Genomic DNA, 24,453 nt, shown 5'->3' with positions numbered 1-24,453 from the left:
CCATGAGCACCACACCCCCGAACCAGCCGCCCTTCGATCCGACCGCTCGCGTCGATCCGAATGCCCCGTTCGACCCGACCAACGTCAACGATCCGCGTTACGACCCAAGCCGTGACCCTCGGTACGATCCGCGATGGCAGAAGGCACAGCAGCGTTTCTACCGCGACCAGCAGCGCGCTGCTGCGAACCAGGGGCGTGCGGCAACACGGGCGCAGGCTGCCGCGTGGCGCGCCCAAAGCCGTGCGAATCGCGATCAGTGGAAGATGTACTGGCGCAGTCAGCGTCGCGCGTCGATTGTTGGTCCGCTATTGCTGATTGCACTCGGTGTCATCTTCTTTCTGATCCACACCGGCCGCGTGTCCATGGTGAACTTCATCAGCTGGTACTCACGCTGGTGGCCGCTGCTATTGATCCTCATCGGTCTGCTGCGATTGGCTGAGTGGGCGATCGACCGGGCGCGTGCACCGCAGGACGCTCCACCCATGCGCTATTCCGTAGGAGGCGGCGTGGTTCTTGGCGTGATTGTTCTGATCTGCCTGGGACTCGCGACGCACACCATGCAGTGGCGTGCTGACCGTAATGGCTTCGGTTTCACCGGACCGTTTGGTGGCGACGATATGGGACACTTTTTCGGCCAGAAGCATGAGGAAGATTCCCCCGCAATGGAACATGCACTGCCTTCCGGGGCCTCGCTGACCATCGACAACCCACGCGGTGATGTCTCCGTATCCGGCACAAGCGACGACGGTAAGGTTCACCTGTCGCTGCATAAGGAGGTCTACACCAACTCTGACAGTACGGCGAGTGACCGCCTCCGAGAGATGGCGCCGGTCTTCGAGGGTGCGGACGACAATCTGCGGCTGCGGATCCCTGCGAAGGAGGGTGCCAGTGCTGATCTCACGCTGCTGGTACCGGCAGGTACTCGCGTGCAGTTGAACAGCGATCGAGGAGACGTCCATGTGACCAATCTGAAATCGCCCCTGGTCGTCACGGCGAACAACGGCGACGTGGAAGTGGCCGCCATCACTGGCAGCGTGCTGGTTCACGTAAACAATCGACGGCGCAGCACGAATGTGCGGAGTGTGACGGGCGATGTGAATGTCAACGGCAATGGCGACAGTGTTTCGCTGTCTGATGTGAACGGCACCGCGACCGTCAAGGGTGACTTCCTCAGCGGCGGTCAGTTGGAGCGCATTACAGGTGCCGTCAGCTATCACAGCAGCCGCACAGACCTGACGCTGGCGCGTCTGGACGGGCAGATGGCGCTGGATAAGGAAGACCTGAACCTGTCGCAGGTCATTGGACCGGTTCGCGTAGAAACGCGCAGCCACAACATCACACTGGACAAGGTGACAGGTGAGGTGAAGGTCGTTAACAGCAACGGCACGGTGGATGTCCATGCTGCGCCGCCGACCGGTGCGATCACCATCGACAACCAGAAGGGTGACGTCAACGTGACTTTGCCTAACGGGACCAAGTTCAACCTGAATGCGGAGACCAGCGACGGCGACACGCACAGCGACTTTGCTGGTGTGAACTCGGACGGACGCGGGACAATCTCGGGGACCGTCAATGGCGGCGGCGTTGCTGTCCGCATCAACACATCGCACGGCGATGTGAATGTCACGCGGAACTCGGTCGCTCCATTGCCACCGCGGCCGCCAGCACCCACGATTACCGGCTTCGGCTCGATCCCGCAGACGCCAATACCACTGACGCCAGGCATGCCACCCGAGGCAGCTGCCGCTTTGGAAGACGCGAAGAAGCAAGTTGCGGATGCCAAGGCGCAGGCGGCACAGGCAGGCGCTGATGCCCGTCAACAGGCCAAAGAGGCAATGGAGCAGGCAAGGCAGGCGATGAAGGACGCGCAGGAGAAACAGAGAGAAGCAATGCGCCTGGCGCGTGAGGCCGCAAAGCAGAAAGACTGAGTGCTTCATCGCAACTGAAAAGAAAGGCCGCTCCGAGGAGCGGCCTTCCTTTCATAACTGAGAGGAATACTTACTTCAGCTCATAACCAGCGAAGAAGTAGCCGATCTCGAATGCTGCCGTATCTTCCGCATCGGAGCCGTGGATCGCGTTCTCTTCGATGGATGCTGCGAACTGCTTGCGGATCGTGCCTTCCTCAGCGTTCGCGGGGTTGGTTGCACCCATCAGCTTGCGTAGATCCAGGATCGCGTTGTCCTTCTCGAGCACCATGGGAAAGATGGGGCCAGACGACATGAAGCGTGTGAGGTCCTTGAAGAACGGACGGGCGCTGTGAACGTGGTAAAAGCCCTGTGCCTGCTCATCCGTGAGGGACATCTTCTTGATGGAGACGATCTTGAATCCGGCCTTCTCAATTTCAGCGAGAATGGCTCCGGTGTAACCCTTGCGGACGGCGTCCGGCTTGACGATGGAAAAGGTGCGCTGCGACATGATGCTCCCCAACTAAAATTTCTTCGTAACCAATTTATTGTACCGTTTCACCGAGCCAGCTACTGCTGACAACTGGCTGCCGTCGTCGACTAATGAGTCGAGGGAGCTGCCTTTGCAGCGTCCTGCTGGGACTCCGGGACGAATAACGAGAAGGTCGTGCCGCCTCGGGGTCCACCGCCTGTGCGTGACCGGACGTTCAGCCTTCCACCATGCCGCCGAGCGATCGTGCTCGAAATCCATAATCCTAAGCCAGAGCCACCATCGCCCTTGGTGGTGTAGAAAGGCTCAAAAATCTGCGAAGCGGTGTCCAGGGTCATGCCGTGGCCGGAGTCTGAGACGCTGATGCGGAGTCCTGCCGTGCGGGTGTGGGGATCCCGCATATTCTTCGTGCGGATCGTCATGGTGCCGCCCTTTTCCGTCATGGCATCGATCGCATTGCCCACCAGGTTATTCAGGATTTGCCGGATGTCCCCTTCCGGGCAGAAGATCGGCTTCGAGTCCTTATGACGGCGATCAATAACGATACGGCGATGGTGCAGCCTGCCCTGGTGCAGCGCCAGTACCGACTCGATCAGTTCCTCCGGAGAGCAGAGCGTGGGCGCCGCGCCGCCGCGCTGGAAACGAAGTGTCTGCGCCACAATTTCAGAGACGCGGGCAAGTTCTTTCTCCGCCATCTCGACGTAGGAGCCCGATTCACTTGACAGTGATGGATCATTCCGCACGAGGTATAGAAGGTTCGTTACGGCTTCCAAGGGGTTATTGATCTCGTGCGAGATGGATGCGGCCAAGCGGCCCACGGCGGCGAGTCGCTCACTCTGCAATAGCCGCTCTTCCGACATCTTTTGCTGCTGACGAAGCTGCTCAGCGGCGGCCCGCTCGACAGCCGCCGACATCTCGCGCTGGCGAATGGCTTCTTCCTGCGCCAGGTCTCGTTCGATACGAGCAGTGGCATCGCGCTGACGCAGAATCTCGCGCTGTTCGGCCTCTGCACGCAAGAGTCGTTGTTCGGTGCGGTGACGGGTACTCGCATCGGTCAGCGTGACCACCGTGCCGGTAACACTGTCCGCCAACATCACCGGGGCCGAGGAGCAGGTGACATAAACCGGATCGCCATTCTTGGTCCAAAGCACTTCATCGATGTTAGTCGCGGTATCGTTCTTCTCGCGCGCATGCAGCAGAGGACAGTCGGCCGCTGGGTACGGCTTGCCATCAGGATATCGATAGTGAACCAGGGCATGCATGTCCTTGCCCAGGCACTCGCTTTCGGTATAGCCCAGCAGTCGAAGCGCAGCCTCGTTAATTTGCGCACAGCAGCCATGGATATCCACGGTGTAGATACCGACGGGAACGTGCTGCAACACCGCTAGAACAGCGGGCACCAACGGCCTCACCGGACGGATACTTGCCGGCCCTTGACCATATATGTCCATCCGCTGCTCCTTTGCGAGACCCATAAAGACGTCTGCAGATAGATGGATGCACGATCTGTGTGTTCAACAGCCCACATAGTTGAGTCAGCTTGCGCCGTGAGCCGTGCCGATGTTTGGCGGATGAAGAAATTAACGAAACGTTCGAAAAAGAGATATTTTCGCCTTCTCGGACTCTGTAGGTATATGTCGTGCGGGCGACACACAATCCGGCACCTGGGCGTGGATCGACTTAGTGGTCCAGTCCGGCGAACTCGCTTCGCTTACGGCTGTAGAAGAAGTAAACGAACAGGCCGATGACCAGCCAGACAAAGAATCGCAGCCATGTAATGGCGGGCAGACCAGCCATCAGCAGCACGCAGAAGAGTGTGCTCAGGATCGGGATGATCGGGCCGCCGGGCACACGGAAGCCACGATGTCGGCTGGGGTCCTTGTAACGAAGGACGATCACGCCGATGGAAACCAGCACGAACGCGAAGAGCGTACCAATGTTCGACATCTCCGCAAAGGTACCCACATCGAAAAGACCCGACGGAATGGCGACCAGGATGCCGGCAACCCACGTTGCGAAAGCCGGTGTGCGGAACTTTGGATGTACCGATGAGAAGACGTCCGGCAGCAGCCGATCGCGGCTCATCGCGAACCATACGCGCGCCTGGCCCAGTTGGAAGACAAGGATGGACGACACCATGCCGACCAGCGCCCCAAGCAGAACCGCCAGTCGAACAAAGTGCAGACGGTGGGCACCGGGCAGCAGGCTCACGCGTTTCAGCGCATTCACAACAGGCGCTCCATCGCCGGCGATGGTCCTCCACGGCACCAGGCCGGTTAATGTTGCCGCCACTCCGATGTAAAGGATGGTGCAGACGACCAGGGTGGCGATGATGCCAATCGGCACGTCGCGCCGCGGGTTCCTGCATTCTTCGCTGGCCGTCGAAACGGAGTCAAAGCCGATGTAAGTGAAGAAGATGATCGACCCGCCGGCAAGCACGCCGGAAAAGCCATTCGGCGAGAAAGGATGGTAGTTCGAGCCATGGATGAAGCTGAAACCGAAGCCAATGAAGAGCAGGATCGCGGCGATCTTCACCAGCACCATGATGTTGTTGGTGCGCGCCGACTCCGAGATGCCACGCACGAGCAGCACGGTTAGCAGCAGCACGACGACAAAGGCTGGGAAGTCGAAGCCAAAGTGCCAGCCCGGCGGAAAAATGTCTTTGCCGGAAAGGTCCTGGAGACCGAGCGGCAGGTAAGCCGGAGACAGCCATTTCGGATCGACACGGATATTCAGCCAGTCGAGCAGGTCCACGATGTGTGCAGCGAAGCCCACCGATACGCTCATATTGCTGAAGGCGTATTCGAGGATCAGGTCCCAGCCGATGATCCACGCGACCAGTTCACCCAGCGTGGCATAGGTATAGGTATAGGCAGAACCGGCAATCGGAATCATGCTCGAAAGCTCTGCGTAACAAAGTCCCGTCAGTGCGCAGACGATGGCGACCAGCACCAGCGAGATTGCGAGTGCCGGACCTGCTCCCGGGCGACCGGCTACTGCGCCGTGGTGCAGGATCAGGTCGATGATCGGCGAGCCCTTCCAGTCCGCCAGCTTCTCGGGGTTGCCGCCGATCGCAGTGCCAATCACGGTGAAGATACCGCTGCCGATCACTGCGCCGATGCCCAGCGCCGTCAACGAGACGGGGCCGAGAGTCTTCTTCAGGGCATGTTCTGGTCGCTCCGAGTCGGCAATCAATTTGTCGATGGACTTGGTGGCAAAGATCTGGCGGGGCAGCGGCGTGTCCTCAGTGTTTTGCGGATGAAGGCAGAGGTAGTTTAGCGTGTTGGCCACGGGCGATAGCAGAGGAATCCGTGCCGGAAGGTGGTCCGAGGTGCGATTGTGTCGATTGGCAATGGGAATGACCGTGTGGGGCGGTCTGTTGGGAATATGCGCGGCACAGGCCGAAGCCGCGCCTTCCGAACCCTTGGCAGGACTATGGACTCGCGCCTCCACCGCTCCGGTGATCGCACCGCAAGCCGACAGCACCTTTCTCGATCCGATCACAGCTCAATCGACGCATTGGGAGGCACTGCATACCTTCAATCCGGCGGCAGTGGTTCGGGATGGGAAAGTGTACGTCCTGTATCGTGCCGAGGATGATTCCGGCTCGATGGAGATCGGCGGCCACGTCTCGCGACTGGGGCTCGCGGTAAGCGAAGACGGCGTGCACTTCCGTCGAATGCCGCAGCCGGTGCTGTTCCCAGCAAAGGATAGTCAGGAGCAGCGGGAATCACCGGGCGGCGTGGAGGACCCGCGCATCGTGGAGTCCCCGGATGGCGGGTACGTGCTGACCTATACGCAGTGGTCGCGCAAGCTGGGCCGGTACTCCGTGGGCATCGCAACGTCGAAGGATTTGACGCACTGGCAGAAGCACGGGCCTGCCTTCGCCGGTGCTCTCGACGGACGTTATGACACCTACAAATACAAGTCTGCGGCGATCCTGACGGAAGTAAAGGGAGAACACCTCGTTGCTGCCCGGGTGCAGGGCAAGTACTGGATGTTTTGGGGCGATCTTGGCATTCGCGCTGCTACCTCGACCGACCTGGTCCACTGGATCCCGGTCGAGTCATCTCCCGGTACACCCCGGGTCATCCTTGTGCCGCGAGCCGCCAAACCCGACAGCGACTTCCCTGAGGCAGGACCTCCACCCGTGCTGACCAGGCAAGGTATCGTGATGCTTTACAACGCCAAGAACAAAGACGGCGATGGTGCCGATCCGTCGCTCAAGGCTGGCACGTACTCGGTGCTGCGCGCGGTTCTTGCTGCGGATGATCCCCTCAAGGTGATCGCTCGGACGGACACGCCGGTCTTCAAACCCGAGCTGCCCTTTGAGCAGAGCGGCCAGTACGCAGCCGGAACGACCTTTGGAGAAGGCCTGGTGCTCTTCAAAGGGAAGTGGTGGCTCTACTACGGCTGCGCGGACTCGTTCGTGGGCGTGGCATGGGCGCCTGCGGAGAAGTGATCTACGGCGCTAGGAGCCGACGGACTGAAAGCTGGCAAAAAGGTCGACCACGCTCTGTGGCGAGTCTTCATTGAAGAAGAGCCTCAGGTTCCGGTCTGCCTCCGCAGCGGCGCTCGCACTGCGACAGAACATCTCATTTTCAAACGTCACAATCGCGGCCTCGATGGCGTCCGGGTTTGCAGCAATGGCCTCCCCCAGCAGGGCGCCGTCATACATGGCCAGGTTGGCGCCTTCGCCCGCGAACGGCGACATCAGGTGTGCGGCGTCGCCCAGTATCGTTATCCCGGCAACGTGGTCCCAACGATGATCGATCGGCAGCGCATAGATAGGGCAAAGCACGGGATCGGTCTCCGTGTCGGTGAGGAGCGCCGTAAGCTGCGGGGCCCAGCCTTCGAATTCTGTGGCGACGCGGGCAAGGGTGGCTGCGGGGTCGCCTGGGTCGATACTGGCAATCCATGCCTCCGATTTATTCAGCGCCACGTAAGCGTGCAGAGTGGCGTTGGCTTCGCGGTGCGCCATAATGCCTTTTCCGGGCGCCAGCGCCATCATCGTGCCTTTCCCCACTGCTTCCGCAGTTGCCCCGTGACGGACATCGCTGTCGAACAGAAAGGTCTCGATAAACGCGGTGCCCAGATAGGCCGGCATTGCGCTCGAGAGCAGCGGACGAACGCGGGACCAGGCACCGTCCGCACCGACAAGCAGGTCTGTCGTCGCCGTCACGCCGTTGGCGAAGCTCACCGCATGTTGCCCATTGCCGAGCGAGGTGACTGCCGTAGTCTTATGCCCCCAGCGAACCATGCCGGCAGGAAGCGAGTCGAGCAGAATGCCTCGAAGCTCTCCGCGTGCAACCTCCGGCCGCCCCCCGTTCCCCTTGTCCGGATCAAACAGCAGGACATTGCCGTCCTTGTCCAGAACGTACTGCGACTCCGCCTCCGCCTGAATCAGGCCAAGAAATTCCTCGTAGAGTCCGGCGGACTTGAGCGCGAGCTGCCCGTTGTAGACATGAACATCGAGCAGGCCGCCCTGCGACCTTTCCGCCGGTGAGGCTTCAGCTTCATAGACGACAGCATCGATGCCGTGGACGTGGAGCACTCGCGCAAGTGTTAGGCCGCCAAGACCGGCACCAAGGATCGTGACTGCATTTTTCAAAAAATGACTCCTCCACCACTGTCAAATGGAATAGCGTTCCATAATTATGGAATGACGTTCCATCTGTCTCAACATAAGACATGGCAAAGAAGTCACCCCGCCCCTCCCGGCGGGAGGAATCACTCAGCCGGGAGCGAATCGTCGACGCCTCGATCGAGCTGCTGGATAGCAGCGGCGAAGATGGTCTGACCTTTCGTGCGTTGTCGGAACGACTCGCCACGGGTCCTGGTGCGATCTATTGGCACATCGCGAATAAGGGCGAGCTGCTCACAGTTGCCTGCGACGTTGTGATCGCTCGCACGCTCCAGTCCGAGTTGGCTGGCGGCACGCCGAAGGCGAAGCTCCGGTCGCTGGCGCTCGGTATGTTCGACGCGCTGGATGCGCATCCCTGGATGGGCTCCGTGTTGATACGGGCTGAACTGCAATCGCCGATGGTGCGCGTGGTCGAACGCATCGGCCAGCAGATCCTGGCGATGGGCGTTCCGGCTCAGGAACAGTGGACAACGGTAGGCGCTTTGTTCAGCTACATCGTTGGCGTCGGTGGGCAGAATGCGGCCAACGGTCAGTTTGCGCGCGCGCACGGGCTGGACCGAGGCGACTTCCTGGAGGCCATGGCGAAGATCTGGTCGAAGCTGGATCCGGAGGCGTATCCGTTCGTACGCAGCGTCGCGGGGCAGTTACGAGTTCATGATGACCGCGAAGATTTTCTCGCAGGGATCGATCTCATCCTCAGAGGGATCGAATCGCCACCGTCTCGTGCACAGACCGGGTTAGCATCGCAGGAAGATTAGCCATTCCCAAAGGGAGAAAGCGGATGAGGTTTGTTTCTGGAATGCTGGCCCTGTGCTTCATGACGCAGTTCCTGGTGGCACAGGCACCCGGGCCCTTGGAGCTCCACAATGTGAAGTCCGAAGTGGTCACCTATAGCGGGCGTCAGTCGGTCCAGATCACAGATTACGGACCAGAGACTCTTGGAGATGCCGGACGCCTGGCTGTCCTGCACCACGCCCCCTTTCAGGACGGCGTCATCGAGGTGGACATTGCAGGCGATACGCTCCCTACTGCCGCTGCCGATGCTCGTGGATTCGTCGGCATTTGCGTTTCGAGTATCGGCGGATCGGTCGCGGTTTGAGTGCCTGTATCTCCGTCCCAAGAACGGTCGTGCTGAGGACCAACTGCAGCGCAACCATTCCACGCAGTACATCTCGCTGCCCGGCTATCCGTGGCAGAAGCTTCGGTCTGAAACCCCAGGCAAGTACGAGTCCTATGCGGACATGGTCGCGGGGAAGTGGATCCACGTGAAGATTGAGGTCTCCGGTCAACGGGCACGGCTCTATCTGAACGGAGCCGAGCAGCCCTCCCTGATGGTGAATGATCTGAAGCAGGCCCCGGCGGCGGGCGACATCGCCTTGTGGGTAGGACCGGGAACGGTTGCGCACTTCGCGAATCTGACCGTTCACCCTTGAGTCCCGCATGACCCGTTCCAAAGAGAGAAAGGCACGCTCCGATCGCTCGGTGCGGGCGCCTGCAGAGAAGTGACCCGCTCAGAACGCGTAGGTCAGTTGGACGGTGATGGCTCGCGGTGTCAGGAAGTGCGTTCCGGAAAACGTCGAGAGGAAGTTGTAGAGGCCGTCCTCGTTGGTGAGGTTGACGATGTCGGCGTGGATGCCGATCTGCTGCCGCTCGTGGTGGTAAAGATCGTCTTCTCCGAGTGAGATGTCGAAGACGCTTCGGGGCGCGATGCGCGAGGGGTTCCTGTCATCGTCTTCGGTGCCGGCGGGTGCGATGCGGATGCGCGTGGTCTGCAGACTGCCAGCGGCGCAGGAGCGGACGGGTCGGCCTACGTCTGCGAAGACCGAACCGCAGTGCAAGCCGATCTGCGCCTGTTCATCCCCGGTCAGGCGTAGGACGGAGGCGGCGTCTGGCGTGGCGACGGAGACGAGGCCGCCGTCGTAGCGCCATGAGAAGCCGGCCCACGGGCCTCGACGCCCGAGTTGATAACGGACGTAGGTGTTGGTGGCAAGGCCCTGGTCGTGATCGGGCCGCGTGACGTTGCTGTACGGTGCGTTGAAGCTGACGCCACCGGTCTCCGGGCCAAACAATCGCGAACGAACGTGGCTCGCGGTGAAGTAGCCGGCGAGGCCGTGAGTGGGTGCAACGCTGAGCCGGAGAAGACCACCGTCGATCTTCGACTTACGGAATTGCGTGGGGAAGGTCAGTGGGCTGTTGAGCAGGACATCAAAGTCATAGGCGCCGTAGGTGAACTTCCAGAAGTATTCGCTGCTGAGGGTAAGGTGCTTGCTGAGCTGCGACTCGCTACCGATGTTGAATTGATTGCGATGGCCGGTCGCGAGCGGTGCCGAGTTCGCAGCCCCGAGTGCTGCGGAGGTTGATCCCGGGCCCGCGGAGCTGGCGACGATGAGGTTCTCGTTATACGGCGTGATGAAGACGCGCGAATAGCCCATGCGAAGGACTGTACGGAGTGGCGTTGCGTTGTAGGCCACGCCCACCCTGGGCTGGAAACCGGTGGATCGTGTGAGGCCGTTGTACTTGTCGAAGCGAAGGCCGAGGTTCGCGGTGAAGTTGCCGAGCTGAATACTGTCCTGGCCGAAGACCGCCTCCTGCTTGATGTCGGTTTGACCGGCGAAGGCGAAGAGGGTGCCGCCGCGCGTCAGGTCGCTGGCGAGAAGGTTTGGGAGGAAGTCAGGATTGACGGTGAGGCCGAAGCTCGTGCATTGCGTCGTTGCTGTGAGCGATGTGGCGGGAGAGGATGCGCCGTCCGCTGTGAGGCATGGACTGTTGTACATGGAGTCTGTGAGGCCGGTTGCGAAGCGCTCTGCGAGGAAGGCGTGTTTCCACTCCGCGCCGACGGTGACGTTGTGCCTACCCTTTGCGTAGCTGTACTCCGAGCGGATGCCGGCGTTGATGAGACGGCGCGATTGTGCGAGGTAAGCCGGTGTGTCTGCGAAGGTATCGGTCGAAGGCCTGTAGCGTACTTTGTCCTGGCGCACCCACAGGTTGGTACGCAGGAACGACGCGGCGTTGAAGGTATGCATGAGCGACGGCGCGATATTGAAGCTCTGGATTGTCTGTCGCTGGTTCTGGCGCATTGCGTGTTGATCGTAGGTGTTGGGTGTCTGAAACCAGGAGTGACTGAGGATGGCGTTGAGTTGCAGTGATGTTCGCGGGGTGAGGCGATAGTCGAGCCGCTGGAAGATATTTTCCAGATTGCCGTTGGCATGCAATGGGACGAGTTCCGGTGTGTCGAGGAAGCGTCCGCTGTTGAGTGCGTCGATGGCGGTGAAGGTTCCGAAACGTTCGGTGCCGTAGCCCACGCGCGCGCTTGCCTGAATTGAATTGAAGCTGCCGCGGCTAATGGAGAACTCACCGGTGGGGTGGTTCTGATCGAGGCCCGATCTGGTATGCGCCACGATGACCATGCTGGTCTTGTCGCCGACATCGGCCTGCGGAGCGCCTACGCGGACCTCGAGTGATTGAAGCGCGTCGAGCGAGATCTGCGAGGAGAAGGTGCGGCTCTGCTGATCGGTGATGGGCTGGCCGTCGATGACGAAGGAGGCCTCCGCGTGATCGCCCAAGGGATGAAAGGAGCCATTGGAGTTTGCGGCGACACCGGGTGTGGTGTTGGTGATGAGCGAGCTCAGCGGGGAACTGACGCTCTGTCTGGGGATGCGTTCGATCTCTTCGAGCGTGATGGAGACGCGGGCAGGCGCCGTGGGGTCGAGAGCGGTCGCGTCTGCGGTGACATCCACGCTGCTGGCAGTACTTACCGGAGCGAGGCGGAAGTTGACCTGCAGTGGTGTGCCCGAGTAATCCAAACTCTCAGAGGCTGCTGCGAAGCCCCCGCCCTGGGCACTGATGCGGTACTTACCCGCAGTAAGTTCTGCAAAGGAAAATCTACCCTCTGCGTCCGAGACGACGATGCGCGTGGCCTGCGTCGATTGCTGAAGCAGCGTCACGTTCGTCCGTGGAAGCGCTGCTCCAGTCCTGTCGGTCACGAGTCCGGATAGCTCCGAAGCGTTGCCGCTCTGCGCTGCGGGCGAAGTCGGCAGGAGACCGATGGATCCAAGAGCGAAGAGGAGTGCAAAGAACATCTGCGTATGCAATTTAGCTTTACCTAAAACAAATTTAGGCTAGGCTAAATTGCAGAGTTGGTCAATGACTTATCGGGTCGCTGGTTTCGTTGTGAGCGAGGAGAGGTCTCGCTTATCTGCGGACGCTGAAAAGCCCGCATGCGGCAGATGCCGTGCGGGCCGTTTCAGCTAAGTTCGGTGTGGGACTAGCGCTTGCTGGTGCCCTTAACGGCGGAGCGCATCTTCTGCTTGTTGCTGCCGCGCGGCGTGGTGCGGGGAGCCTTCGGTGCTGCGTTCTTGCGTGCCGTGCGCTTTGCTACCTTGCGCTCGTCGTGTGCCAGTGCCTTGGTGTTTGCCATAATTGCTTGAACCTTTTTCCTGAAAATTTCGCCGGCGGTGCGCCTGCGAGGGCGCTAGAGTTTGAAGCTCTCTTCCATGCAGCCTTCCGGCTTCCGTCAGAGCTTTTCAAGCTGGGCGAACTTCTCTACCAGCTTCTTCACGCCGTGCTTTGTAAATTGTACTGTAAGCTTGGCGTCCGGGCCGTCCCCTTCGCGCTGTGCGACGATTCCATCGCCATATTTCGGGTGTCGAACGCGGCTTCCGCGACCCAGATGGGTGGCGCCTGTCGCCTCAGGAATCTCCATCTTGGGCCGGGCAAACTTGCCACCACCGCCGAAAAAGCTGGCAATGTTATCGATACTGTTCGGCTTGGTTCCTGTGCTCACAGACTTCTTGGATGCGCCAAACTGCAGACCGAAGTTGCTCTTTGGCTTCGGTGGGGGCGCCGTTGCGCTCTGGTCTTCGTCCTCGTAGTTATAGTGGCGCTCCCCGTCAAAGTCGTCGGCACCCTTCTTGGGCCACTTCTTGCCATAGGCGCCGCCGTAGCCACCATAGCCCGTGTCGGCACGAAAGCTGGGACGGTCCGCAGGCGAGCCCATGTCTTCCACCAGGCGCGACGGTACTTCTTCCAGGAAGCGTGAGGCCACCGTGGCGTCTGGCATATCCGATCCGTAGCGACGGCGGTAGCGGGCCCGCGTCATGATGAGCGTGTCCATCGCACGGGTCATGCCCACGTAGCAAAGGCGGCGCTCTTCTTCCAGTCCGGCAGGATCCTGCATGGTGCGCGAACTGGGAAAGAGGCCTTCCTCCATGCCGCAGAGAAACACAAGAGGGAACTCAAGGCCCTTCGCAGCGTGCAGCGTCATCAGCGTCACACGAGCGTCCATGTTGATGCCGTCCGCGTCGCTGACCAGGGCAGCATGGTCCAGGAAGTCGGAGAGCGTTTCGCCACGCTCCTGTGCATCCTGCGCGGCGTTGGCAAGTTCCTTCAGGTTTTCTATCCGGCTGAAGGCTTCGGGTGTGCCTTCTGCTTCAAGGATCTTGATATAGCCGCTGCGATCGTTGAGGAACTTGATCAACTCCGGCAGCGTCGCCGGGTCTCCCGGAGCGCGGAAGCCATCGATGCGTGTGCTGGTCTCAGCAGGAGCAGTGCTCTCCACGATGGGGGCAGCCATGGCGCGCAGCTCAGCGAACTTGTCGGAGGTCAACCGCTTCTGCGCGGCTTTGTTGCTGGTCTCGAAAGGGTTGAAGGAGACAGTCTGCTGCGGTGCCTCCTCTACTGCGGCTTGCGCAGGGGGATCAAAGCTGAAGTCGAAGCTGGTATCGGCGTCCTCGATCTGGGAGTTCTCGGGAGCGATCGTGCTGCGCTCTTCACTGGGACCAAAGTCGAAGCCGAAGTTGAAGCTGGTGTCGAAGGACGTGTCCTCGTTCGCATCGCTGGCAGAAGCATTCTCTTCTTCGCCTACGAACTCAACAGCATCCTCTGGCGCGGGAAGGCCAGCGTCCGCGGCCAGCGCATCGCCAAAGCCAGGGCCCAGCATCGCCCGCGCGTCCAGAATCAAACGCCGAAAGCCCGTCAAGGCAGTGATCGCGCGTGCGGGTAGCAGTTGCTCTGCGGCGACGCGCTCGATAGCGTCCCACGAACTCATACCGGTCGTCAGAGCAATGCGCTCCAGCGTCTCCATGGTCGTCTTGCCGATACCGCGCGGCGGCGAGTTCACGACGCGATTCAATGCGATGGAGTCATGAGGGTTCTGCACCAGCTTCAGATAGCTGAGCATGTCCTTGACCTCAGCCCGGTCATAGAAGCTGAAGCCACCCACCATGTGGTACTGGATGTTGTAGCGGCGCAGCGACTCTTCCACCAGGCGCGACTGCGCGTTGGTGCGGTACAGCACCGCACACTTCGGAGTCTCGCCAGCCGACGTGACCTCGCGAATATAGGTCTGGATGCGGTCCGCGACGAAGAGCGCTTCATTCTCACCATCGGGCGCTTCGTAGAAGCCGATGAGCGAGCCGCCCTCGCGCGTGGTGAACAGCTCTTTGCCCTTGCGCTGCGTATTGTTGCGCACGACAGAGCCCGCGCCTTCCAGGATCACCTGCGTGGAGCGGTAGTTCTGTTCCAGGCGAATGATCCTGGTGTCGTTGAAGTCTTTCTCGAAGTCGAGGATGTTCTTGATGTCCGCGCCGCGCCAGCTATAGATGGACTGGTCCTCATCGCCGACGACGCAGACGTTCCCATGCTCGCCGCTCAGCAGACGCATCAACTCGTACTGCGGGCGGTTGGTGTCCTGGTACTCGTCGATCAGCAGGTAGCGATAGCGCTTCTGATACTTCTCGCGTGTCTCCTTGCTGGTCTTCAACAGGCGGACGGTCTCGAGCAGCAGGTCGTCGAAGTCCATGGCGTTGTTCTTCGCCATTTCGTCACGGTAGATCTTAAAGATGTGCGCGATGCGTTCTTCCAGCGGGTTCGTCGAAGCCAGGAAGTACTCCTGCGGGTCGATCATGTGATTCTTCGCCCAGGAGATGCGCCCCAGCGCGACACGCGGCTTTAACTGCTTGTCATCAAAGCCCAGGCGCTTGAGGGCCGTCTTTACGATGGCCTGCTGGTCCGTCTCGTCATAGATGGCGAAGCTCTTGGTCAGGCCCACGCCGTTCACACGCAATGCCTCGATGTCTCGCCGCAGAACACGCACGCAAAGCGAGTGGAAGGTACTGATGAGCGGTCGCGCCAGGGAGCTGTGACCGATGAGATGGTCGACGCGTTCGCCCATCTCCTTCGCGGCTTTATTGGTGAAGGTGACGGCAAGAATGCTGTCAGGGGCAACGCCCCGCTCTTCAATCAGGTAGGCGATGCGATGCGTGATGACGCGCGTCTTGCCGCTGCCGGCACCGGCCAGCAGCAGTACTGGGCCGTCAACGCTCAGCACGCCTTCGCGCTGTTGCGGATTCATGTTTTCAAGCAGACGTGACACGTGGCGAAGCGGCTCCAGACAGGATCCAGTTTATCGCGACGGCCTGTGTGTTATTGGACGATGCCGCCCGGCGACTCGGAGGTCACCTTGATCGAGTCGGATGCGCAACTCTTCAGGTTGACGCACGCCATCGGCTGGACATCCCGGTTGAAGCAGGCCTCCACCGCTGTCAGTTGACTGTCGCTGCACGACAACACAAAGCTCCCCTGTGGAAACAAGGGATTCGCGCGATAAAAGAGCGTCAGGACGTCCGCCGACCGCATCACCGTATCGTGCTCCAGCTGCGTCAACTGCTCGGGCACCGTGACAGAGTTATACGCCTGCCGTGCTGTCGCGAAGAAAGCCTCCGGCGACAGGGTGGTGCAGGTGCCGTGCTTTGCCCACTCATGCCGTAGCAGGGCGAGGTTCGGTGTCATGTCCAGGTTGCGCTCGGGATGCAGAGGCCCCATCCGCTCCGCACAGTAGCCGGGATAGGTGCCGTCATTGTTCTGCGTCCACAGGCCATGCAGCACGAAGGCGTGCGGCGTGCTGCACTGAAGGTCGTCGCGGCTCGACCTTGACCGCTCTAGTGGCGTAAGTGTCTTCAGGTTGTCGCAGAACGCTGGAGCCCACGACAGATTCAGCACGTAGTAATCGAACTGCCCGGGGACGGACTTGATCTCCTGCGCGTGAGAGTTCGCGCAGTGTCCAACTATGGACAGCGTCACCGCGAAAGCGGACAGGATATGTGCAAATCGCATGGCATTGGCTCCTGCCTTGAATGTAAACGCATTCATTCAGAAGATCCCTTCCTGAATAAGATCCCCTATGAATGCAGGGTCTTTACTCACTTGCGTGACCTATTCACGGTCCTGAAACACCCTCAGAAAGAAAGTTGAAAAAACTATGGAACGGAAGCGAACTTGCGACGTATCTGTCAGTGCGCGACGATGTTCAACCTGCAGGGAACTTCGCCAGCTACTAAACCCTTAGGAGAAGTCACCATGATCCGTCGTTCCGTTATCGCTCTCGCCCTTGCCGCCTCCACCTTCGCACCCGTCGCTTCGCACGCCTTCCCATTCTTCGCCAAGGGTGAGACCGCCCAGGCCAAGGTCAAGATGGTGAAGATGACCCTCAAAAACCAGACCGATGCACCGATGGACGTCCTGATTGAAGACAAGCCGGTGACGATTGCCGCGAAGGGCGAGTATGCCCTGAACGCGCCGGAGGGCACGCACGTCTATGGCACCGATAAGGCTGTGAAGGTGCTTGTCACGCGTGACCTGAACGGCTCCACGGCTTCTTTTCGCTAGCAGCCTTTTCGCATGAGCTACGTCTCACGCGAAGCAGATATCGAGAGGAGCGGCAGCGGCGCTGCTCCTCTGTCTCCTCAATCAGAAAGCCGCGATCGTGAGCTGGACGTGGAATGCCTCTCGAGGCATTCCACGTCCTTTTGTTTTGCGAGGGCAGCCCGAGCGTCATTCGGTAGTCGGCCGTGAGAGTGTCTGATGAGGAAAACAATTTCTCAACGTGAATTAAAGCGCATCGCCTAAACGGGCGGGGCGCTTGATCAGATTTACCTAAGACTTGTCAATTGGTGGAAGCGAATTCGTAACTTATTTAAGGGTTCCGGGGCTCAGAATTACTCGCAAATTAATAGCAGCGACAAATACCCAAACGGTCGTTACAAACCGTGACAAAAAAATAAGAAAAATGGTCGTGCGGAGATAACTTTTCTTACTCAGAAGGCGTATAACTCAATGCGCGACGTAAGTTTCAATTGCAGTGGGACTTCGCCAGCTACACAAGCACCACCGGAGAAGTCATCATGAACCGTAATCTCACTGCTCTCGTCCTTGCTGCCTGCACCTTCGCACCGCTGGCATCGTACGCCGCCACCATGGACAACAACTCGAACATCTCACAGGGCAAGGCACCTATGGTGCATGTGACCCTGAAGAACCGCAGCAACCTGACCCAGAACCTGATCATTCAGGGCCGTCCGGTCTCGCTTGCCGCGAACGAGGAGTACAAGGTGGAAGCGCCCGCGGGTACCACGGTGTATGGCGCGGACAATTCGGTCAAGCTCACCATCGTCAAGGAGTACAACGGCGCGGTAGCTTCGTTCCGCTAAAGAGCACGCAGCGCGAGGGCCGCTTCAACGCCCTTAAACTCGTACTATTCGCCCGCCGAGAGCCCCTTAGACTCTTCCCGGGATAACCTTCAACACGAGATGGACGTGGCACTCGCTGCAATCGCGTGCCGCGTCCTTTTGTTTTGCAGGCAACATTCTGATCGGTTCGACCCAATTATTCTGGGTGCATGTCACTCAGCACACTCTGTGTCTTCTGCTCTTCTGCTGACGGTGCGCGTCCCGCGTACCGCGAAGCCGCGCTGGAACTCGGCGGCAAGCTTGCCGCTCTTGGCGTTGGCCTGGTCTATGGCGGCGCCACGGTCGGATTGATGGGCGCCGTTGCAAACGCGACGCTGGCCGGTGGAGGCCATGTGATCGGTGTGATTCCGCATGTGCTGGTCGACAAAGAGGTTTCGCACCACGGTTGCACCGAACTCCACGTCGTTGACACCATGCACACCCGGAAGGCGCTCATGGGCGAGAAGTCGGATGCGTTCCTCATCTTGCCGGGCGGCTATGGCACCTTCGAGGAACTCTTCGAAGTGCTGGCTTGGGAGACATTACGTCTGCACAAGAAGCCCATGTGTCTGCTGAACACGAATGGCTTCTACGACGGTATGCTCGCCTTTCTCGACCACTGCGTTGCAGAGGGAGTCCTGAAGCCAGCAGCTCGCAGGATTCTGCTGGTAGCGGATACCGTGGATGAGGCATTGGCGAAGATCGACGCGGCGCTGCGAGACGCCACCGCTTAGGCGCCTGAATCTTCGACACCGATCGAACCATCCAACTCAGGTTGCTCTCATTCAGAGTCTGGAGTTTTCCTAGTGCCGAATTTGTTTGACCCTATCCGCGTTGGCGATCTTGACTTGCCGAATCGCATCTTTATGGCGCCGTTGACCCGCCTCCGCGGCACCGAAAAGCACGTGCCAAGACCGCACCTGATGGCAGAGTATTACGCGCAGCGTGCCACAGCAGGACTGATCATCACCGAAGGCACCCCGGTCGATCCGTTCGGCGTGGGGTATGCGCAGGTTCCCGGAATCTGGTCGGCCGAGCAGGTAGAGGCATGGAAGCCAGTGGTGGAGGCCGTGCATCAGGCGGGCGGCCACATCTTCGCCCAGATCTGGCATGTGGGCCGCGTATCTCACTCAAGCTTTCTAGGAGGCGAGTTACCCGTGGCGCCCAGCGATCTTCCGCCAGACATGCCGCACGTAAGCCTGGTGCGTCCATTGACGCCATTCGAGAAGCCGCGCGCGCTCACACACGGAGAGGTGCAGGGCGTAGTGGAGCAGTTTGGCCGCGCTGCGGAGAACGCGAAGGCAGCCGGCTTCGACGGTGTCGAATTGCATGGCGCCAACGGCTATCTGCTGGATCAGTTCCTGCAGACGAGCAGCAATGCCCGCGAGGATGCCTACGGCGGGTCGGTGGAGAACCGGGCTCGCCTGATGCTTGAAGCGGCGGATGCTGCGATCGCTGTCTATGGCGCCGGCCGTGTCGGTATGCACCTGGCACCTCGGGCCGACCTGCATGCCATGGGCGATGCAAATCGTGCGGAGACCTTCGGCTATGTTGCCACGGAACTGGGCAAACGCAAGATTGCCTTCCTGATGGCGCGTGAAGCCGAAGGCCCGGACAGCCTCGGGCCGCAATTGAAGAAGCAGTTTGGCGGTGTCTACGTCGTCAATGAGCGCTTCACCCAGGACAGTGCAAGCGCCATCCTTGAGCGCGGCGATGCGGATGCTGTTGCTTTCGGCGTGCCGTTCATCGCTAACCCCGACCTCGTACGCCGCTTCCGCGAGGGTGCAGCTTTGAATGCGGCTAAGCCAGACCTGTTCTACTCGCACGAAGCGGCAGGTTACACCGATTACCCGGCCCTCGCGTAGCTAGCTGGTCACTCTTGGCGCGCAGTGCTTGCAGGGCAAAATAGTTCTGTGAGTACTGCGCGCACGATCGTTGGTGGATGGGTTGATCGCAAGGATCATCCGCGCGGTCCTAATGGTCGCGGTCTGTGCCGCTGGTGCAACCTCGAGGTCCCGAAGCGGCGCTTCACCTTCTGCAGCGACTTCTGCGTACATGAGTGGAAGCTGCGCTCGCAGCCGTCCTATCTGCGCGAGCACGTTTACAAAAGGGATAAGGGCCGCTGCTGCGGATGCGGCATCGACACCATGTCGGCGCTACGATCGCTGAAGCGCTCCCGCGGGCCACGTCGGGAAGAACTGATGCGGCACTGGGGCTTCAAGACGCGCATCCGCAAGAGCCTTTGGGATGCCGATCACATCGTCCCGGTGGTGGAAGGTGGCGGGGAGTGCGACCTTGCTAACATTCGCACACTCTGCCTGCGCTGCCACCGGACGGCCACGGCTGCGCTTCGTGAGCGCCTTCGCAAGGCAAAGGTTGCAGCCATGCTCGAAGCTGAACGTGCAGCCTAAGCGCCGCAGTGGAGCAGCAATTCCTCTAACAGGTTTGCCGCCACCGCCGAGCGGTAGCGCGCGGTCGAGCGGATGTCATCGATGGGAGCTACCTCGGTCGCTAGTGCTTGTTTCGCGGTTGCCACGGTTGCAGTATCGCGTGGATCACAGCCCAGCAGCGCTGCCTCGGTTGCCGGCAGGCGCGACGGACGATCACGCAGGCTTGCCGCGCCGAGAGCAATCTCCGCGAAGAGACCGTTCTCCATCCTCGCGACTGCGGCCAGCGCAATCTTTGAGATTGCCTGCGCATTCCGCGTGCCCACTTTGCGCCCCCACTGCGTATGGCCTGCATAGCGGCACGGCAATCGGACAGCGAAGATCAACTCGTCCGGCGCAAGGGCGGTTCGCTTATATCCAAGATGGAATTCGCTGTATGGCATGATGCGTGTGCCGCGTATCGAGATCAGTTCCAGCTCTGCATCGTAGGCGAGCAGCGCAGGCGGGGTGTCGGCAGCAGGGGATGCATTGGCGATGTTGCCACCAAGGGTGCCGCGGTTCTGATTCGCGATGGAGCCGGTCCAACTTGCGGTCTGCGCCAGCAACTGGAACTGTTCTGCAATGACGGGACTGCGGCGAATGTCGGTAAACGTTGCGCCGGCACCAATGCGCAACATCGGCGCAGAGTCATCGATAAAGCGCAGTTCGGAGATGTTGTGCAGGCTGATGAATCTCTTCGGCGCAAGTCTGCCAGCACCCAGCGCCACCATAACTTCTGTGCCGCCGGCAATCGGAGTCAACCTCTCTGACGCCAGGGCATTGAGCACGGCGTCCAGCGAGCCGGGCGCGATGATTTCATACTCTGCGGCGTTCGACCTCATGCGGTGAGGCTCGTGGTGGGCACAAAGTTGGCGGCTTCGCGCACAGCCTCAAAGATGCGCATATAACCCGTGCAGCGGCACAGATTACCGGCCAGTCCTTCGCGGATTTGCTCTTCCGTCGGGTGCGGATACTTCTCCAACAGGTGATGCGTGGCAAGCATCATGCCCGGCGTGCAGATGCCGCACTGGGCCCCGCCCTTTTCGAGGAAGCACTGCTGGATCGGGCTGAGACGCGCCTCACGAGCCATGCCTTCCACAGTTATCAACTCCGCGCCACTGGCCTGTATCGCAGGAACCAGACAGCTGTTCACCAGGTTGCCATTCATCAGGATGGAGCAGGAGCCGCACTCGCCTTCGCCGCAGCCTTCCTTCGCACCGGTGAGCTGCAGATCTTCGCGCAGCACGTCGAGGAGGCGCCGCATGGGCGGGACGTCGATGCGATGCTCTTCGCCGTTGATCTTCAGGGTGATGGCGCTCATGCGTTGGACTCGCTGAAGTATGGACCGGCAACGGTTGGCTCAAGGTTTTCGCTGCCACCTTCGTCCGTGCGCGTCATGCGTTCGAAGATATCTTCGGGCAGCAGTGGGCACTCATTGAAGGCGATGCCAAGCGCGTCCTCAATGGCGTTCAGGATTGCCGGGGCAGGCCCGTCCATCGGTAGTTCGCCGATACCCTTGGCGCCAAAGGCCCCATGAATGCTGGGGATCTCTTCGAAGAGCACATGAATGTTCGGCAGGTCCGCGCTGGTAGGCATGATGTAGTTCGTCATCTGATTATTCTTCAGAGCGCCTTCGCGCCACTCGCATTTCTCGTAGATGGCATAGCCGATGCCCTGGGCGACGCCACCTTCGATCTGACCTGCGGCCAGCACGGGATGCAGTACCTTCCCTACCTCCTGCATGGCCCAGAAGTTTGTGCACGTAGCCTGATACGTACGCGTGTCGACGGCGACTTCGGCGACATAGATCGCCCAGCCAAATGCGGGATATGCCTCGCCCTTGTACTTCTCGTCGTCCCAGAAGATGTCGCCCGGCGACTTGTAGCGTGCTTCCGCTTCGAGTGACCCGTGCTTGCTGCGATAGTGCAGGGCAGCCGCGCAGAACTGCTGCGGCGAGTACGTCTCTCCTAAGCCATCGGGCGTTGACTGCAGTGTCGCCAGCAGATTGGCACAGGCATTCTCGACGAGCTTGCCGACGATCATGGCCGTACGCGATGCGACGGTAGGACCGCTGTTCGGTACGCGATGTGTGTCCGGCTGCGCGATCAGCACCTGCTCATAGGGGATGTTCAGCGACTGCGCGGCGACCTGGCAAAGGATCGTATTGGTGCCCTGACCGAACTCCGTCGAGGAGACGAGCAGGATGACCCGACCTTCGTGATCCACCTCAAGCTTTACAAGAGAGTTGAGACGGCGCTCGCCGCTGCCGGTGAAACCTGCACCGTGGAAGAAGCTTGCAAAGCCCATGCCGCGCTTGATAGGGGATGTCTTGTTTTCGATCGCGAAGCGAGCCTGCCTCGGATGGAATTCCGCGGCAGACAGCGTCTTCGTCAGCATCGCGTCAAGATCGATGGGATCCTTTACCACCTGGCAGGTCGCGGTTTCATCGCCGGTATGCAGGAAGTTACGTCGGCGCAATTCTTCAGGCGTGATGCCGACGACCTTCGCGATCTTGTCCATGTGGCGCTCAAGAGCAAAGAGCGATTGCGGTGCACCGAAGCCTCGGAAGGCACCATGTGGCGGTACGTTCGTGGCCATAGCCTTGGCGCGAATACGCACTGCGGGCCAGTGATAACAGCCCGCGGCGTGGATGGTGCCACGCGAAAGCACTACGGGTGACAACGTCATGTACGCACCGCCATCAATCGCGAAATCAATTTCGCAGCCCAGGAGCTTGCCCTCTTTACTGACAGCCGTGCGATGACGTGTGCGCGAAGGATGCCGTTTGGTGGTTGCGGCCATGTCTTCACCGCGATCGTAGACGATCTTCACAGGGCGGCCGGCCTTCTTCGCGAGAAGTGCGGCGTGCGTGCCAATGACGGAAGGGAAGTCCTCTTTCCCGCCGAAGGCGCCGCCGGTCTCTGTCTGAATCACGCGGCACTTCTCCGCAGGCAGATCGAACGCGAGCATCAATGCGTGATGAAGGTAATACGGGCACTGCATGCTGCCATGGACGGTTATGCCGTCGGTGTCACTCCACTCTCCGATACAGCCGTTGTTCTCGATGTAGAGCTGTTCCTGCGCACCGGTTCGGTATTCGCCTTCGACGATGAAGTCCGCTGTGGCGAAGGCAGCGTCGACGTCACCCTTCTCCATCAGGTAGCTCTTGAAAGTATTGTCCTCGCCCCAGATGATCGTCTCCTGCGTTTCACTCTCTTCAACGGTGAAGACGCCGGGCATGGATTCGTAGTCGATCTGGATAGACGCAATAGCATGGTGCAGCACAGCTTTGTCCCTGTGCGCGATTAGAAGGATTGGTTCTTCCGGATGATTGACGAAGCCATCGGCGAGGCAGGGGTGGTCTTCTGCGAGGTGCACGATGGTGTTCTTGCCGGGAATGTCCTTCGCCGTGACGATCACGAATTCGTTCCAGTCGATCGCGTCGCTAAAGGTGATGTTCGTGATGCGGCCCCGTGCGATGCTGCTGCGAACGGTGGCGCCATGCAGCATGTTCGGCAGCACCAGATCGTCCACGTACCGTGCGCGGCCCAGCACCTTCCCCATGCCTTCCTTGCGCACCACGTTCTTGCCCACGGGGGCTGTAGAGGTCTGCGCGGTGAGTGGAAAGGACATGCGGACACCTGGACGAAAAGTTGTTCAAGCATAGCAAAGCGCGCGGTCGCATATCGCGACCGCGCGCTGTGGTGGTGATGCAGAGGTTAGAAGTGGCGCAGTGTGCGGGAAGTTTCGGTCGTACGTTCTGTTGCACGATCGATAGGGACGGCACGGTCGGCTGTGCGCTCGATCGACCGCGCGACAAGGTCGCGTGAGCCGAGGCCGAACGCGAGCGCCAGTGCCAGAACCATTCCACCGAAGAGGATGCCGAAGCCGAGCTCGACGATCAGGCCACCGATCTGCAGGTGGTCAAGCACCATGGCGCCCGTGAACACGAGCACTAACCACTTAACACCCAGCGACAGCGCTCGGGCATAGTTAAGCTTGGCATTGACGGCGCTGATCAGCACGGAGCGCGAGAGGTAGCGCGCCACGATGGTGCCGGCGATGAGGATGATGAAGGCGCCAACCGAGTGAGCCAGATACGGCAAAAGGAAGGGTGCGAGGTCGCTGGTACCTGCGGCGTCGTAGGCTGAGATGCCGATCGCGAGACCAAGCAGAACACAGGCCCAGAACACAACTCGGCTCACCAGGAGCGTGGGACTGTGCGATGGGGCCCAATCGGTTACGCCGGCTGAGTTATCGCGTGCCACACGCTCGTCAAATTTCATGCGGACCAGGATGGCGCGGATACCCCACGCAAGCCCGGCGCCGATGAGTGTGAGCAGGGCAACTGCGACGATGAGCGCGAGCAGGCCGGGAAGAAACACGGCCAACTTGGTCAGCACGCGGCTGAACGAATCTGAGAGTGCGTACTTGACTTGCGAAAACATGATGCGGGTCTCCTGTCCGGTGCGGTCGTGCCCAAAAG

22 protein-coding genes are annotated in these 24,453 nt (G+C 60.2%); 10 read left to right on the top strand and 12 right to left on the bottom strand.

What is annotated here, in order from left to right:
* Positions 1-2 precede the first annotated feature (2 nt).
* Positions 3-1,928 (top strand): DUF4097 family beta strand repeat-containing protein, encoded by a 1,926-nt coding sequence (locus tag BLW03_RS06625; protein WP_074652890.1) that lies wholly within the window; start codon positions 3-5, stop codon positions 1,926-1,928.
* 70 nt (positions 1,929-1,998) lie between these two features.
* On the opposite strand, the gene ndk is transcribed toward BLW03_RS06625, so the two are convergent.
* The 3 genes from ndk to BLW03_RS06610 all read right to left on the bottom strand — a co-directional run bounded on the left by ndk (position 1,999) and on the right by BLW03_RS06610 (position 5,685).
* The gene (gene ndk / locus BLW03_RS06620; protein ID WP_074652889.1) at positions 1,999-2,415 is read right to left on the bottom strand and encodes a nucleoside-diphosphate kinase; all 417 of its coding nucleotides are present in this window, start codon (positions 2,413-2,415) and stop codon (positions 1,999-2,001) included.
* A gap of 89 nt (positions 2,416-2,504) precedes the next feature.
* A complete protein-coding gene (locus BLW03_RS06615; RefSeq protein WP_170834982.1) occupies positions 2,505-3,794 on the bottom strand; it encodes a two-component system sensor histidine kinase NtrB in 1,290 nt (429 codons plus the stop codon).
* Between the two features lie 280 nt (positions 3,795-4,074).
* A complete protein-coding gene (locus BLW03_RS06610) occupies positions 4,075-5,685 on the bottom strand; it encodes an amino acid permease (RefSeq protein ID WP_432279814.1) in 1,611 nt (536 codons plus the stop codon).
* Between the two features lie 61 nt (positions 5,686-5,746).
* Here BLW03_RS06610 and BLW03_RS06605 point away from each other — a divergent pair, with 61 nt between their 5' ends.
* On the top strand, positions 5,747-6,856 hold the full coding sequence (locus tag BLW03_RS06605) for a glycoside hydrolase family 130 protein (protein ID WP_244502194.1): 1,110 nt from the start codon (positions 5,747-5,749) through the stop codon (positions 6,854-6,856).
* 9 nt (positions 6,857-6,865) lie between these two features.
* Here the strand turns inward: BLW03_RS06605 and BLW03_RS06600 are convergent, their stop codons facing one another.
* Complete coding sequence (locus tag BLW03_RS06600) at positions 6,866-8,005, bottom strand: FAD-dependent oxidoreductase (RefSeq protein ID WP_074652887.1); 1,140 nt, start codon at positions 8,003-8,005, stop codon at positions 6,866-6,868.
* Positions 8,006-8,085: 80 nt separating this feature from the next.
* Here BLW03_RS06600 and BLW03_RS06595 point away from each other — a divergent pair, with 80 nt between their 5' ends.
* The 3 genes from BLW03_RS06595 to BLW03_RS20815 are packed head-to-tail and all read left to right on the top strand — an operon-like array spanning position 8,086 to position 9,471.
* Positions 8,086-8,796, top strand: a complete 711-nt coding sequence (locus BLW03_RS06595) for a TetR/AcrR family transcriptional regulator (RefSeq protein WP_074652886.1) — start codon at positions 8,086-8,088, stop codon at positions 8,794-8,796.
* A 23-nt stretch (positions 8,797-8,819) separates the two neighbouring features.
* The gene (locus BLW03_RS20820) at positions 8,820-9,137 is read left to right on the top strand and encodes a hypothetical protein (RefSeq protein ID WP_212733148.1); all 318 of its coding nucleotides are present in this window, start codon (positions 8,820-8,822) and stop codon (positions 9,135-9,137) included.
* Positions 9,079-9,471 carry a LamG domain-containing protein gene (locus BLW03_RS20815; protein ID WP_083350369.1) on the top strand — a complete coding sequence of 131 codons (393 nt, stop codon included), beginning with the start codon at positions 9,079-9,081 and terminating at the stop codon, positions 9,469-9,471. Before BLW03_RS20820 ends, BLW03_RS20815 begins: the two co-directional genes overlap by 59 nt.
* A gap of 78 nt (positions 9,472-9,549) precedes the next feature.
* Here BLW03_RS20815 and BLW03_RS06585 read toward each other — a convergent pair whose 3' ends face one another.
* The 4 genes from BLW03_RS06585 to BLW03_RS06575 all read right to left on the bottom strand — a co-directional run bounded on the left by BLW03_RS06585 (position 9,550) and on the right by BLW03_RS06575 (position 16,150).
* The gene (locus BLW03_RS06585) at positions 9,550-12,117 is read right to left on the bottom strand and encodes a TonB-dependent receptor (RefSeq protein ID WP_074652885.1); all 2,568 of its coding nucleotides are present in this window, start codon (positions 12,115-12,117) and stop codon (positions 9,550-9,552) included.
* Positions 12,118-12,302: 185 nt separating this feature from the next.
* Entirely contained in the window at positions 12,303-12,455 is a 153-nt protein-coding gene (locus BLW03_RS20590; RefSeq protein WP_014784736.1) for a hypothetical protein, read from the bottom strand.
* A 96-nt stretch (positions 12,456-12,551) separates the two neighbouring features.
* A complete protein-coding gene (locus BLW03_RS06580; protein WP_432279824.1) occupies positions 12,552-15,389 on the bottom strand; it encodes an ATP-dependent helicase in 2,838 nt (945 codons plus the stop codon).
* 71 nt (positions 15,390-15,460) lie between these two features.
* On the bottom strand, positions 15,461-16,150 hold the full coding sequence (locus tag BLW03_RS06575) for a ribonuclease T2 family protein (protein WP_074655823.1): 690 nt from the start codon (positions 16,148-16,150) through the stop codon (positions 15,461-15,463).
* A gap of 243 nt (positions 16,151-16,393) precedes the next feature.
* Here BLW03_RS06575 and BLW03_RS06570 point away from each other — a divergent pair, with 243 nt between their 5' ends.
* From BLW03_RS06570 to BLW03_RS06550, 5 genes are all read left to right on the top strand, one after another.
* Complete coding sequence (locus tag BLW03_RS06570; RefSeq protein ID WP_074652883.1) at positions 16,394-16,702, top strand: hypothetical protein; 309 nt, start codon at positions 16,394-16,396, stop codon at positions 16,700-16,702.
* A 515-nt stretch (positions 16,703-17,217) separates the two neighbouring features.
* On the top strand, positions 17,218-17,523 hold the full coding sequence (locus BLW03_RS06565) for a hypothetical protein (RefSeq protein ID WP_139285124.1): 306 nt from the start codon (positions 17,218-17,220) through the stop codon (positions 17,521-17,523).
* Between the two features lie 188 nt (positions 17,524-17,711).
* Positions 17,712-18,275 carry an LOG family protein gene (locus BLW03_RS06560; protein ID WP_074652881.1) on the top strand — a complete coding sequence of 188 codons (564 nt, stop codon included), beginning with the start codon at positions 17,712-17,714 and terminating at the stop codon, positions 18,273-18,275.
* Positions 18,276-18,347: 72 nt separating this feature from the next.
* Positions 18,348-19,406, top strand: a complete 1,059-nt coding sequence (locus tag BLW03_RS06555) for an alkene reductase (protein WP_074652880.1) — start codon at positions 18,348-18,350, stop codon at positions 19,404-19,406.
* A 48-nt stretch (positions 19,407-19,454) separates the two neighbouring features.
* Positions 19,455-19,952 (top strand): HNH endonuclease, encoded by a 498-nt coding sequence (locus tag BLW03_RS06550; protein ID WP_074652879.1) that lies wholly within the window; start codon positions 19,455-19,457, stop codon positions 19,950-19,952.
* On the opposite strand, the gene BLW03_RS06545 is transcribed toward BLW03_RS06550, so the two are convergent.
* The 4 genes from BLW03_RS06545 to BLW03_RS06530 form a co-directional block, all read right to left on the bottom strand.
* Complete coding sequence (locus tag BLW03_RS06545) at positions 19,949-20,809, bottom strand: FAD binding domain-containing protein (RefSeq protein ID WP_074652878.1); 861 nt, start codon at positions 20,807-20,809, stop codon at positions 19,949-19,951. The two genes, BLW03_RS06550 and BLW03_RS06545, sit on opposite strands and share 4 nt — an antisense overlap.
* Positions 20,806-21,288, bottom strand: a complete 483-nt coding sequence (locus BLW03_RS06540; protein WP_074652877.1) for a (2Fe-2S)-binding protein — start codon at positions 21,286-21,288, stop codon at positions 20,806-20,808. The genes BLW03_RS06545 and BLW03_RS06540 overlap by 4 nt, the downstream gene beginning before the upstream one ends.
* Complete coding sequence (locus BLW03_RS06535; protein ID WP_074652876.1) at positions 21,285-23,600, bottom strand: xanthine dehydrogenase family protein molybdopterin-binding subunit; 2,316 nt, start codon at positions 23,598-23,600, stop codon at positions 21,285-21,287. The genes BLW03_RS06540 and BLW03_RS06535 overlap by 4 nt, the downstream gene beginning before the upstream one ends.
* Positions 23,601-23,686: 86 nt before the next feature.
* Entirely contained in the window at positions 23,687-24,415 is a 729-nt protein-coding gene (locus tag BLW03_RS06530; RefSeq protein WP_074652875.1) for a hypothetical protein, read from the bottom strand.
* Positions 24,416-24,453: the final 38 nt, after the last annotated feature.

The sequence above is a fragment of the Terriglobus roseus genome (assembly GCF_900105625.1).
In the GTDB taxonomy this organism is placed as follows: Bacteria; Acidobacteriota; Terriglobia; order Terriglobales; family Acidobacteriaceae; genus Terriglobus; species Terriglobus roseus_B.
Note: the sequence above shows the minus strand (reverse complement) of the source record. Positions and strands in the feature narration are given on the sequence as shown.

Coding starts and splice junctions, on each gene's coding strand:
- BLW03_RS06570 (WP_074652883.1), top strand. CDS start 16,394: ATGATCCGTCGTTCCGTTATCGCTCTCGCCCTTGCCGCCTCCACCTTC.
- BLW03_RS20815 (WP_083350369.1), top strand. CDS start 9,079: ATGCTCGTGGATTCGTCGGCATTTGCGTTTCGAGTATCGGCGGATCGG.
- BLW03_RS06575 (WP_074655823.1), bottom strand. CDS start 16,150: ATGCGATTTGCACATATCCTGTCCGCTTTCGCGGTGACGCTGTCCATA.
- BLW03_RS20590 (WP_014784736.1), bottom strand. CDS start 12,455: ATGGCAAACACCAAGGCACTGGCACACGACGAGCGCAAGGTAGCAAAG.
- BLW03_RS06585 (WP_074652885.1), bottom strand. CDS start 12,117: ATGTTCTTTGCACTCCTCTTCGCTCTTGGATCCATCGGTCTCCTGCCG.
- BLW03_RS06535 (WP_074652876.1), bottom strand. CDS start 23,600: ATGTCCTTTCCACTCACCGCGCAGACCTCTACAGCCCCCGTGGGCAAG.
- BLW03_RS06580 (WP_432279824.1), bottom strand. CDS start 15,389: ATGAATCCGCAACAGCGCGAAGGCGTGCTGAGCGTTGACGGCCCAGTA.
- BLW03_RS06605 (WP_244502194.1), top strand. CDS start 5,747: ATGGGAATGACCGTGTGGGGCGGTCTGTTGGGAATATGCGCGGCACAG.
- ndk (WP_074652889.1), bottom strand. CDS start 2,415: ATGTCGCAGCGCACCTTTTCCATCGTCAAGCCGGACGCCGTCCGCAAG.
- BLW03_RS20820 (WP_212733148.1), top strand. CDS start 8,820: ATGAGGTTTGTTTCTGGAATGCTGGCCCTGTGCTTCATGACGCAGTTC.
- BLW03_RS06625 (WP_074652890.1), top strand. CDS start 3: ATGAGCACCACACCCCCGAACCAGCCGCCCTTCGATCCGACCGCTCGC.
- BLW03_RS06565 (WP_139285124.1), top strand. CDS start 17,218: ATGAACCGTAATCTCACTGCTCTCGTCCTTGCTGCCTGCACCTTCGCA.
- BLW03_RS06595 (WP_074652886.1), top strand. CDS start 8,086: ATGGCAAAGAAGTCACCCCGCCCCTCCCGGCGGGAGGAATCACTCAGC.
- BLW03_RS06560 (WP_074652881.1), top strand. CDS start 17,712: ATGTCACTCAGCACACTCTGTGTCTTCTGCTCTTCTGCTGACGGTGCG.
- BLW03_RS06540 (WP_074652877.1), bottom strand. CDS start 21,288: ATGAGCGCCATCACCCTGAAGATCAACGGCGAAGAGCATCGCATCGAC.
- BLW03_RS06530 (WP_074652875.1), bottom strand. CDS start 24,415: ATGTTTTCGCAAGTCAAGTACGCACTCTCAGATTCGTTCAGCCGCGTG.
- BLW03_RS06545 (WP_074652878.1), bottom strand. CDS start 20,809: ATGAGGTCGAACGCCGCAGAGTATGAAATCATCGCGCCCGGCTCGCTG.